At 72.5% G+C, this 11,230-nt stretch carries 9 protein-coding genes; 3 read left to right on the top strand and 6 right to left on the bottom strand.

The annotated features are described in order from the left end of the window. Positions 1-469: 469 nt before the first annotated feature. Positions 470-1,711 (bottom strand): PucR family transcriptional regulator, encoded by a 1,242-nt coding sequence (locus HC031_RS30630; RefSeq protein WP_338090919.1) that lies wholly within the window; start codon positions 1,709-1,711, stop codon positions 470-472. A 134-nt stretch (positions 1,712-1,845) separates the two neighbouring features. Between HC031_RS30630 and HC031_RS30625 the strand changes: the two genes are divergently transcribed. Continuing rightward, positions 1,846-3,405, top strand: coding sequence for a flavin-containing monooxygenase (locus HC031_RS30625; protein ID WP_167928940.1), 1,560 nt, complete (start codon positions 1,846-1,848; stop codon positions 3,403-3,405). Here HC031_RS30625 and HC031_RS30620 read toward each other — a convergent pair. Genes HC031_RS30620 through HC031_RS30600 form a run of 5 tightly spaced genes read right to left on the bottom strand, consistent with a single transcriptional unit; the run spans position 3,297 to position 8,757 of the window. Then, on the bottom strand, positions 3,297-4,403 hold the full coding sequence (locus tag HC031_RS30620; RefSeq protein WP_167928939.1) for a histidinol-phosphate transaminase: 1,107 nt from the start codon (positions 4,401-4,403) through the stop codon (positions 3,297-3,299). The genes HC031_RS30625 and HC031_RS30620 overlap by 109 nt on opposite strands. After that, positions 4,400-5,416: a 3-oxoacyl-[acyl-carrier-protein] synthase III C-terminal domain-containing protein gene (locus tag HC031_RS30615; RefSeq protein WP_167928938.1), complete on the bottom strand. Its 1,017-nt coding sequence runs from the start codon at positions 5,414-5,416 to the stop codon at positions 4,400-4,402. The genes HC031_RS30620 and HC031_RS30615 overlap by 4 nt, the downstream gene beginning before the upstream one ends. Further along, entirely contained in the window at positions 5,413-6,051 is a 639-nt protein-coding gene (locus HC031_RS33690) for an SRPBCC family protein (RefSeq protein WP_338090918.1), read from the bottom strand. Before HC031_RS33690 ends, HC031_RS30615 begins: the two co-directional genes overlap by 4 nt. Next, the gene (locus HC031_RS30605) at positions 6,023-7,762 is read right to left on the bottom strand and encodes a thiamine pyrophosphate-binding protein (RefSeq protein WP_167928937.1); all 1,740 of its coding nucleotides are present in this window, start codon (positions 7,760-7,762) and stop codon (positions 6,023-6,025) included. The genes HC031_RS33690 and HC031_RS30605 overlap by 29 nt, the downstream gene beginning before the upstream one ends. Then, the gene (locus HC031_RS30600; protein WP_167928936.1) at positions 7,762-8,757 is read right to left on the bottom strand and encodes a GlxA family transcriptional regulator; all 996 of its coding nucleotides are present in this window, start codon (positions 8,755-8,757) and stop codon (positions 7,762-7,764) included. Before HC031_RS30600 ends, HC031_RS30605 begins: the two co-directional genes overlap by 1 nt. A 338-nt stretch (positions 8,758-9,095) precedes the next feature. On the opposite strand from HC031_RS30600, the gene HC031_RS30595 reads away from it, so the two are divergent. Both HC031_RS30595 and HC031_RS30590 read left to right on the top strand, forming a co-directional pair. Further along, on the top strand, positions 9,096-10,502 hold the full coding sequence (locus tag HC031_RS30595; RefSeq protein WP_167928935.1) for a phosphoinositide-specific phospholipase C-related protein: 1,407 nt from the start codon (positions 9,096-9,098) through the stop codon (positions 10,500-10,502). A gap of 198 nt (positions 10,503-10,700) precedes the next feature. Next, positions 10,701-11,230 (top strand): Clp protease N-terminal domain-containing protein (locus tag HC031_RS30590; protein ID WP_277349857.1); only part of this gene is annotated, 530 nt, incomplete at its 3' end.

Raw genomic sequence — 11,230 nt, 5'->3', positions numbered from 1 at the left:
TCGAGGCCGCACATAGCCGCGACAACTGCCCGATCGGGCAACAATGGCGGCGACGTCACCGCACGCCGGGAACGCGACGAGGCCCGGTCAGCCCGCCCCGCCCAGGAGCCGGACACCACCGCTTCCACCTGCGCCTACCAGCGCGGATACCGCGAACGCCGGCGTCATCCGCGCGGCGTCCGACCGCCGCACGAGAACGGGCCGTACGCGGTCCGGACACGCAATCCCCATCGTCATGCGCACCGCTCCCATCCAGGTGGGCTCCATTTTCACGCAGCAACCTAGCAAGCGTTGCGCGCCGGTTTGAAGTATCCGATCCCGTGCGTAATATCACGCCGGCAAATGTTTAGAAGGCATCCTTCAGACACTCGACGGCGTTCCCGCAGACGGTAAATTTTTCACTCACGCTTATCAATTGCGTGGTGCAATGCCACTACGTCCTCGGGGCCGGCCCACAGGCCGGCGCCGGTCAGTCGCTCTTCGCGCCGGTCCAGCGGACCAGCTCGAGCGCGACGGCGACCTCGATCGGGTGCTGGTCGAGCGGCCGAGGGAGCAGCGTGTCCGCGCGCGTCAAGCGGCGCAGCAGGGTGTTGCGGTGCACGAAGAGCTCGGCGGCGGCCGCTGACACGTTGCAGCCCCGCCGCAGGTACGTGCGTACCGAGGTGCGCAGCTCCTCGTCCGCGTCCGCCAGCCGACCCAGGATCCGCGCCACGAAGGCCTGCGCGGCCTTCTCGTCCTGCGTGGCGAGGGAGACCAGCTCCACGGCCTCGAAGGTGGCCAACTGATGGGTGGGGCGCGACCGGACGAGCAGCCGTTGGGTGGTGAGCGCGTCCAGGTGGCTACGCCGGAACCCCTCCGGCCCGGTTCCGCGCGACCCGACCGCCACCCGGACCCCGGCCGCCGGCCGCACCCGGTCGAGCAGGCGTCCCGGACGGAGATCGACCGGTTCGTCGTCGCGCACCGACACCCACACCCACAGCGTGGAGACGCCGGCGACGACCGTCAGGGGCCGCCGCTCCCCGAGGGCCGCGGCGAGCCTCGCGCCGGCCCGCTCCAGGTCCTGGCGGTCGGCGTCGTCGTCGTCGCTCCACACCACGGCGGCGATGTGGTCGTCGCCGAGCGGGTAGCCCAGGCGGCGGGAGGCCTGGTCGGCCGTGATGGGTGCGCCGCTGAGCACGAGCGCGACAGCTTCGCGCCGTTCCGCCTGCAGGTCCAGGACCAGCTCGTCGCGCTCGCGCTGCATCCGCAGCGCGAGCGCGGCGATCGTCGACTCGATGAACGCGGCGATGGAGCCCGCCGTCACGTCCAGCACCTCACGCAGTTCGTCCGGGTCCCGGGTGAGCGTGAAGATGATCGACATCCACGCCGACCACGCCGCGCTCTGCCCGGCCCGGTAGGCGTCGAGAGCGAACTCGTTGAGCCCCCGGCGGACCATGTCGCGCGCGATGTCCAACGTCTCCGGCGCGAGGTTGGGCGGCACCGGGCCGCCCGGGTCGCGTACGTTGTGGGCCGCCCAGTACACGACGGTGGCGTAGTTGGACCGGCGCAGGGCGGCGGCGAGCGCCGGATCGTCCGCGATGCCCCGGACGCCGGCGGCCGACAGGGTGGCCGCGTCGACGGTCTCCAGCAGGGTGGGCGCGGCGTCGAGCACCACCTCCGCCCCCTGGCGGATCAGCTGTCGTGCGCGCTCGGACAGGGACCGTTCCGGCACCGCGCGACAGTACCGTGGTGGTGCATCCTGCACCAGCAGCCGGGCCATACCGGTGCCGTTTGTCCCTGGATCGGCGCTCGTCCTCCGATGCACGATGGGGAGGCACCGTCGCCTGCAATCCGGGGGGACCGCCCATGACCGCCGCCGAGACCACACCCGCCCTCGACGCGTCGGCGCCCCTCGAACACCTCGACGTCGTCATCGTGGGCGCCGGCCTGTCCGGCATCGGCGCGGCGTGCCTGCTGCGGCAGGAGTGCCCGGCCAAGAGCTTCGCCATCCTGGAGGCGCGCGACGCGATCGGCGGCACCTGGGACCTGTTCCGCTACCCGGGCATCCGCTCGGACTCGGACATGTTCACCCTGGGCTACTCGTTCCGGCCGTGGACGAAGGCCAGAGCGATCGCCGACGGACCCTCGATCCGCGAGTACATCCGGGACACCGCGCGGGAGTACGGCATCGACCGGGCCGTACGGTTCGGCCACCGCGTGATCGCCGCCGACTGGGACGGCGACGCCGGCCGCTGGACGGTCACCGCGGAGCGCGGCGACACCGGCGCCACCGTACGGCTGACCTGCTCGTGGCTGTCGGTGTGCGCCGGCTACTACGACTACGCCGCCGGCTACCGCCCGCACCTGCCCGGCGAGGAGCGGTTCGAGGGCACCTTCGTCCACCCGCAGGGGTGGCCCGAGGACCTGGACTGGGCCGGCAAGCACGTGGTGGTGATCGGCAGCGGCGCCACCGCGGTGACCCTGGTGCCAAACCTGGCGCAGCGCGCCGCACACGTGACGATGCTGCAGCGCACCCCGACCTACGTCCTCTCGCTTCCCGGGATCGATCCGCTGGCCGAGTTCCTCCATCGGCGGCTGCCGGCCCGGGCCGCCCACCCGCTCATCAAGTGGAAGAACGTGCTGGTCAGCACCGGCTTCTACCAGTTCGCGCGCCGGCGCCCGGAGGCCGTGAAGGCGTTCGTCCGCAAGGGAGTGCGGCGCGCCCTTCCCCACGGCTACGACGTCGACACCCACTTCAACCCGCCGTACGACCCGTGGGACCAGCGGATGTGCTTCGTTCCCGACGGCGACCTGTTCCGCGCGCTGGCGGCCGGCACCGCCGAGGTGGTGACCGACCACATCGAGACGTTCACGCCCACCGGTATCCGGCTGCGCTCGGGCCGCGAACTCGACGCCGACATCGTGGTGACCGCGACCGGCCTGGCGCTGCTGCCCATCGGCGGCATGCGGCTGAGCGTCGACGGCGAGCCGGTCGACGTCGCCGACACCGTCTCGTACAAGGGCATGATGCTGTCCGGGGTGCCCAACTTCAACCTCGTCATCGGCTACACCAACGCCTCCTGGACGCTGAAGGCCGACCTGGTCAACCGGTACGTCACCCGGCTGCTCAAGCACCTGGACGCACACGGCTTCGACCGCGCCACGCCGCAGCCGCCGCGCGACGAGCCGGCCGACCAGCCGTTCCTGGACTTCAATTCCGGGTACGTGCAGCGCAGCCTCCACCGGCTCCCCCGGCAGGGCCGGCGCGCCCCCTGGCGGCTGTACCAGAACTACCTGCGCGACGTCGTCCTGATGCGCTACGGCCGGCTGCAGGACGACGGCATGCTGTTCAGCCACGGCCGGCCGGTGTCCCGCCCCGCGCCCACCGGCCGCGAAGCTACGGTCTCCGGGCAACCACGGGGCTGAGCCGGGCAGCCGCCGAGCGCCGCCAGCACGGCGTCCCCGGCGCGCCGGTCGCCGACGGTGAGCCGGACGCCCTCGCCCGGGTAGTACCGCGCCTGCACGCCGGCGGCGGTGAGCGCCGCCTCGCAGTCGGCCACCCGGTCCGGCTCGGCCAGCCACAGGCAGTTGGTGTGGCTGGGCAGCACCCGCCAGCCGCGGCCGAGCAGCGCGTCGCGCAGCCGTTCGCGCTCGGCTATGACGGCGTCGACCCGGTCACGCAGCTCGTCACCGGCGCTCATGGACGCCTCGACGGCGGCCGCGGCGACGCCGCTGATCCCGAACGGCAGCTGCTGTCGCCTGATCCGGTCCGCCAGCGCCGGCGCCGCGAGCGCGTAGCCGACCCGCAGTCCGGCGAGTCCGTACGCCTTGGAGAACGTCCGGAGCACCGCGAGGTTGGGGTACGCACCGAGCAGGGTTCGCGCATCGGGCAGGTCATCGCCGCGCGCGAACTCGACGTACGCCTCGTCCAGCACGACGGTGACCTGCGCCGGGCCGTGATCCAGGAAGGCGGTCAGCTCGGTGGCGGTGACGAGCGACCCGGTCGGGTTGTGCGGGTTGCACACCACCACGACGCGGGTGCGCCCGTCGATCGCCGCCGCGAGGCCCGCCAGGTCCTGCCGGCCGTCGGCCGTCAGAGGCACCGGCACCGCCTCGGCGCCGACCATGTCGGCCAGCAGCGGGTACGCGTCGAAGTTGCGCCAGCCGAACGCGACCCGGTCCGCGGGCCGGACGACGGCGTGCAGCAGTTGCAGCGCCACCCCGACCGAGCCGCTGCCGACCGCCACCGACGCCGGCGCGACCCCGCACCAGTGTGCGATCCGCTCCGCCAGCCGGTCCGGGTAGAACTCCGGGTACCGGTTCGCCTCGGACACCGCGCGCAGCATCGCCTCGCGCACCGACGGCAGCGGCGGGTACGGACTCTCGTTGAGCGCGAGCCGGTGCCGCACGTTCCCGCCCGTCACGCCGCGGCCTGCCAGCGTACGGCGGCCGCGCCCGCGAAGTCGCCGGCGTGCGCGAACCCGCCCAGCACGACCAGGTCCCCGTCGCGGATCCGCCCGGCCCGGACGGCCCGGTCCAGGGTGACCGGGATGGCCGCGCCGAACAGGTTTCCGCACCGGTCGAACGTGTCGGGGTGCCGCTCGGCCGGCAGGCGCAGGGCCTCACGCCAGTTGCGCAGGAACGTACGGTTGGGCTGGTTGGTGACGAGCACGTCGATGTCGGAGGTGTCCGCCCCGAGCCGCCGGCACAGGTCGGTGACCACCTCGGGCACCAGCCGGTTGCCGCGGGCCAGCACCTCGGCCGTGTTGTCCGCGGTGAACCCGACCCGCATGGGCGACTCGCCGGGCTCCCAGTACCGCCGGCCGTCGTCGCGCACGAGCGCCATCTCGCCGGCGTACTCGGCGAGGTGCCGGGTCGTCACGTCGAGCAGCGGGGATCCGGCCGACCTGGTCAGGTAGCCGATCCCGCAGCCGTCGCCGGGGATCGCCGCCTGTGCGAGGGAGCGCACCTCAGGGTGTGTGAAGAGCTGACCGGCCGACGTCTGCGCGTTGCAGATCAGGGCGGACCGCGCGTCGGTGGTGGTCAGCAGGTGCCGGGCCAGCTTGAGCATGTACACGAACGAGGCGCAGCCGGCGTTCGCCACGTCGATGAGCCACTCGGGACGCATACCCAGCCGCCGCGCCACCTCCGTACCGGCGCCCACGAACGGCTGGTCCGGCAGCTGGCAGTGCACCAGGAGCACGTCGACGGCGAGGATCTCGGCGCCGCCGTGCCGCTCGATCAACGGCTCGACCGCGCGCTCGATGAGGTCCACGTTGGATTGCGCGGCTGCGACGTGGTGCCGCCAGCGCGGCGCCTTGAACATGGCGTTGGCGCGTAAGGCGTCGTCGGCTCCGGTGGGCGCGGCGAAGAACTCCGCGGGCACCGGTTCGCCCGGCAGGTACCCGGCGACGTCGGTGAGGCTGACGACCGTCACCGCCGGACCTCCCGTACCGGAGGCACCGAGACCGGCAGTCCGTTGCGGTGCCGGTACTCCAGGATCGCCTTGAGGTTGTCCATCTCGACCCGGTGCCCGGCGTCGAACAGGTCCCAGAAGTCGCCCACCCACGGGCGGTCCGGCGCCGGCGCCAGCTCGGGGTACGGGTTGTGGTCGTAGTACGGGTGGCGGCAGTTGGTCCAGGTCACCACCGAGCCGGGGCGGTCGACCACCGGCCCGGCCGGCACGACCCGCATCAGGTAGATCATCCAGAGTCGGTCGCCCTGGTCCCACGCGCAGTGGTAGTCGACCGTCATCGCGTCCGGGTTGGCCTCCACCCGGCAGAAGATCCTGGTGTCGTCGGTGAGCCGGTCGCGGCCGACCCACAGCCCCGGCGTGCCGGTCGGCTCGAAGTCGCGCACGCTGTAGGTCCACTCCTCGAGGTGGTGCCCCTTGCGCAGGTACTCGTAGACCACGTCCGGCGGGCAGTCGATGTACTCGCAGACCGTGCAGTACCGGTCGTCGTCGCGCCGCAGGTCGGGATCCAGGCAGCGGGTCAGCAGCTCCTCCCGGCCGACCTGCTCCACCCGTACCAGGCCGGGAATGTCAGCCAACATGGACTCGTCCGCGCTCACCGCGCATCTCCTCACTGTCGATCGGCTCCTCGCCGGATCCGGCGCCGGCGAGGAAGGGACGGAACGGCGGCACCTCGTGCGGGTCGCAGTCCACGGCCACGAAGGCGGGGCCGCCGCCGGTGTTGGTACGAAGCAGCGCCCGGCGCAGCTCGGCGGCGTCGCCGGCCCTGGTCACGTCGAGCGTCGGGAACGCCGCCGCCATGCCGCCGGCCAGGTCGGCGGGGCGGAACAGGTTGTAGCTGTACGCGTCGCCGTAGAACAGGCGCTCCCGGGTCACGCACATGCCGTGCGCGTTGTTGTTGAACACCACGAAGGTCACCGGCGCGCCGTACTCCATCGCGGTGTGCAGCTCCATGCCGTGCATGAAGAACGCGCCGTCGCCGGCGAGCACGTAGGTGCGCTGGCCGGTGGCGAGCGCGGCGCCGATGCCGGCGCCGAAGGCGTACCCCATGCCGCCCATGCCGACGGCCACCACGAACCGCCCGCGCGGCGGGGCGGGCAGCAGGTGGACCGCGGCGGCGCCGGTGTTACCGGCGTCGACGAAGACGTGCGCGTCCGGCGGGAGCGCCGCCCGCACGGCGGCGAGCGCGTGCGGGTACGAGGTCGTCCGGGCCGGACCGCCGGCAGCGGGCAACGGCGCTGGGGGCGGCGGGGGTGGCAGCGGCACGGGGCCGGCGTGGTCCGGGCAGGGCCGGGGGCGCGGGTCGTGGGCGTCCACGAGCGCCCGCAGCGTGTCGCGCAGCGGGCCGCACAGGTCGATGCCGGGTACGAACGACGGCTCCGGGTCCACCCCGATGACGACCGTGCCGGCGAGGCTGTCGTCCAGCCCACCCCGCGCCATCGCCGGCAGCCTGGTGCCGACCAGCACGCAGACGTCGGCCCGGCGCAGGCAGTCGGAGACGTTGCGGTGCCCCATCACCCCGGCCACGCCGGCGAAGCGCGGGTCGCGGTTGTCGAACACGTCCTTGGCGTCCGGGGTCACCGCGACCCAGGCGCCGAGTCGCCGGGCCAGCTCGGCCAGCTCCGCCCGGGACCGCGCGGTCGCCACCCCCTCGCCGGCGATCAGCAGTACCCGGTCGGCGGCGCGCAGCGCTTCCACGGCGCGATCCAACGCCCGTCGGTCCACTGCGGACGCCGGGGGGATCAGGGGCGGCCCGCCTTCGGCGACCCGGAGCAGCCCCTGCTGCACGTCCTTGGGCAGCAGCAGCACCGCCGGCCCCTTCGGGTCGGTCTGCGCCGCGGCGATCGCCCGCGGCAACAGCTCCACGAGCGCGTCTGGGTGGTCCACCTTGGCGCAGAACCGGGACACGGGCGCGAACACCTGCCGCGCGTCCAGCGAGCCGGCCCGGCCGCTGGAGTCCTGGAACGCGCCCCGGCCCTCCAGCTCGGTGGGCGGCTGCCCCACCAGCGCCAGCACCGGCACCCGCGAGGCGTACGCCTCGGCCAGGCCGGGCACGAGGTTCATCGCGCCGCCGCCCGAGGTGGCCGCGACAACCCCCAGCCGCCCCGTCGCCCGGGCGTACCCGTCCGCCATGGTGGCGGCGGAGAACTCGTGCTTGGCCACCACGCCCCGGATCCGGTCGCCCGCGGCGTGCACGGCGTCGTACAGGTCCTCGATGTTGGCGCCGCCGACGCCGAACACGTGGTCGACGCCGCGCCGGGTCAGCTCGTTCACCACATGGTCGACCGCGCGCGTCCTCGTCACCGCCATCACGCCCCGACCTCCATCGGCTCAGCCGCCGCGGCCGGGTCCTGCTGCGGGCTGACGGCGTGGAACCGGCTGCGGTACTGGTGCGGGGTGACCTCCAGCACCCGGGCGAACGCGCGGAAGAACGTCTCCGGCGTGGTGAACCCGCATCGGCGGGCCACCTGCCTGATCGGCAGCTCCGTGGACTCCAGCAGCCGGCAGGCCCGCAGGATCCGCATGCGTTCGACGTACTGTCCCGGAGTGACCCCCACCTCGCGCCGGAACACGCGGGCGAAGTTGCGCGGGCTCATGTTGGCCTGTTCGGCGATGTCCGGGACGGTCACCGGCCGGTCGAGGTTGTCCAGGATCCACTCCTGCGCGGCCCGGATCGGCGTGTGGTCGGCGAGCTGGGCGTCCAGCACCGCGCTGAACTGCGACTGTCCACCGTGGCGCTTGAAGAACAGCACCAGGAACTTGGCCACCTGCAGCGCGAACGCGCTGCCGTGGTCGGACTCCACCAGCGCCAGGCTCATGTCGATGCCGGTCGACACGCCGGCCGAGGTCACGTACCGGCCGTCGCGGACGAAGATGGGCTCCGGATCGACGATGACGTCCGGGTACCGCCGGGCCATGTCCGCCGCGTACGCCCAGTGTGTGGTGGCCCGCCTGCCGTCGAGCAGCCCCGCCTCGGCCAGCAGGAACGACCCGCCGCACACCGAGGTCACCCGACGCGAGCGCGCCGCGGCCGCGGCGATCCATTCCACCAGGGCACGGTCGGCCAGCACCTCGTGCAGGCCCCAGCCGCCCGGTACCAGCAGGGTGTCGATCGGTCCCTGTCCGGCGTCCAGCGGCGCGGCCCCGATCACCACCCCGCTGCAGGTCCGTACGAGCGGCGCCCCGGGCGAGACGAAATCGATCCGGTAGCCGGGGCCCGATTCGCCGAGTAACCGGTTGGCGGTGTCGAACACCTCGACCGGACCGGTCACGTCGAGGGCCTGAGAGCCGGGATACATAACCACCACAACACGTCGTTGTCCCACGACCAAAGCCTGTCTCCCATCCGACCCGGCAGCAATGACAAGGCATTGACGAATGCTGCCAACGTCGCGATCGCCGTACACCTACCGGCGGAGCGACCGTTAACGGGAGGGGCACGGCTAAACCGCAGGTCAACGTACGTCTGCCGAGCCTCCGCATCCACAAAGGACGTTTATTGTCGAATCCCTCACACGGCGCCACCCCCAGCGCTCTAACAATCGAGGGGGCGGATAAGGGAACGCGAGATCTGGCGCACATTTCTCATTGACCTCCATCATTGGCGTGCGCCGTTTTCCCAGCCGACCGGGAGGGTCTGCCGATGCGTGCGTCCCGCGCCCCGCTGTTCGCCGTACCCGTGATCGTCGCCGCCCTGGTTGCCGGCCCGGCCGTCACCGTCCGCGCGCAGCAGACGCCGGTGGCACCGCCCGAGGGGTTGTACTACCTGCAGAGCGCGACAACGGGGCTCAACGCGGCCGCGACCGGCGGGCGCGTCGCGCAGCACCGACCCCGCGGCAACTCCGACCATCAGCAGTGGTGGCTGCACGCCGGCGGCGACGCGTACACCCTGGAGAACACCGACAGCCCCGGGCAGTGCCTGGGTCGCACCGGCGACTCCCCCGGCCTCGTCGCGTGCGGCGGCGACGGCGCCGGGTGGGACCTGGCCGGCGCCGGCCCCGACCGGTACGCGCTCAAGGATCCGGGCGCCGACCGCTACCTCACCGTGGCACCCAGCGGCGACACCTACGCCGACGCGCTGGCGCTCGGCCCGGACGGCGACCTCGCCCGGTGGTACCTCACGCCGCTGGTGGCGCCGAAGAGCCCGCTGCCGCCGGAGAGCCTGCGCACGCTGGACCAGGTCACGTTCCTGACCGCGCACAACGCGTACGCCAACGGCGTCGACGGCGGCTTCGCCCCGCCGATCGTCAACCTGTTCCCCAACCAGAACCGGGGCCTCGACCAGCAGCTCGCCGAGGGCGTCCGCGGCTTCATGCTCGACATCCACCAGACCCCGGACGGCGCGATCCTCTGCCACGACAGCTGCACGCTGGTCAGCCGGCCGGTCGCACTGTGGGTCGACCTCCGGCGCATCGTCGAGTTCCTGCGGCAGCACCGCACCGAGATCGTGACCGTGTTCCTGGAGGACTACGTCGCCCCGGACGTCCTGCGCGCCGAACTGGCGCGGGTGCCGGACCTGGCCGGTCTGCTGTTGCGGCCCGACGTCGAGGGCGTCCGGCAGCGCGGCTGGCCCACCCTCGGCGAACTGCGGCAGCGCGACAAGCGGCTGCTCATCTTCACCGACCACAGCCGGGCCGACGACGAGTCGGCGGGGCTCACCCGCGACAGCTTCGGCGTGATGTACCAGCGGGACTGGACCGTCGAGAACTTCTGGTCGATGGGGCCGGGGGTCGGCGGCTCGGACTGGTCGTGCTACAGCCGCTGGTACGGCGGCGGGGTGAACATCCCGCTGACGCGTACGGAGCCGGGGTTCCGGCCGCTGTTCGTCATGAACCACTTCCGGGACGTACCGGTCCCGCCGACGATCACGACCGACAACGGCAAGCTCGCGGACCGGGCCGAGCGGTTCTGCGAGCCCGCCGCCCGCAAGAAGCCCAATTTCCTGGCCGTCGACCGCTACGACCTGGGCGACCCCGGGTCAGCGGTCGACCTGCTCAACACGTACCGGTACGCCGGCATGATCGCGCGACGGGCCGGCTCGCCGGGCTAGCATGGAACTCCGGGCAGTGCCGTTACCCACCTCCGCCCCGGGCGCGGTGTCGTGGTTCCGGCGACCACGCCGGAGGTCATGTCGGCCGGCGCGACCCGTCGGGACAATTCGGGTCAGCACAGAAGAGTTCCGGCTCATTCGGCGGGTATGCCTCCGCCGGCAGGGCGTACGAGCGGCCTGCCGGGGGATGTGATGACCATGTTCGAGCGGTTCACCGACCGGGCACGGCGAGTGGTCGTCCTGGCTCAGGAAGAGGCCAGGATGCTCAACCACAACTACATCGGCACCGAGCACATCCTGCTCGGCCTCGTCCACGAAGGCGAGGGCGTCCAGGGCGGCGAGGGCGTGGCGGCCCAGGCTCTGGAGAGCCTCGGGATCTCGCTGGAGGGGGTGCGCCAGCAGGTCGAGGAGATCATCGGTCACGGCGGCCCGCGCACGCCCGGCGGCGACATCCCGTTCACACCCCGCGCCAAGAAGGTCCTCGAGCTGTCGCTTCGCGAGGCGCTCCAGCTCGGCCACAACTACATCGGCACCGAGCACATCCTGCTCGGTCTGATCCGTGAGGGCGAGGGGCTCGCGGCCCAGGTGCTCATCAGATTGGGCGCCGATCTGAACATGGTCCGCCACCGGGTGATCAGGCTGCTGGCGGGCTATCAGGGCAAGGAGCCGGCGGAGGCCGGCCCGGTGCCGGGGGGCGAAGTGGCTTCGGTGACCAGCGCGGTCCTCGC

Source organism: Planosporangium thailandense (genome assembly GCF_011947195.1).
Classification (GTDB): Bacteria; Actinomycetota; Actinomycetes; order Mycobacteriales; family Micromonosporaceae; genus Planosporangium; species Planosporangium thailandense.
The sequence above is the reverse complement of the archived record's forward strand: the minus strand, read 5'-3'. Positions and strand labels throughout refer to the sequence as shown.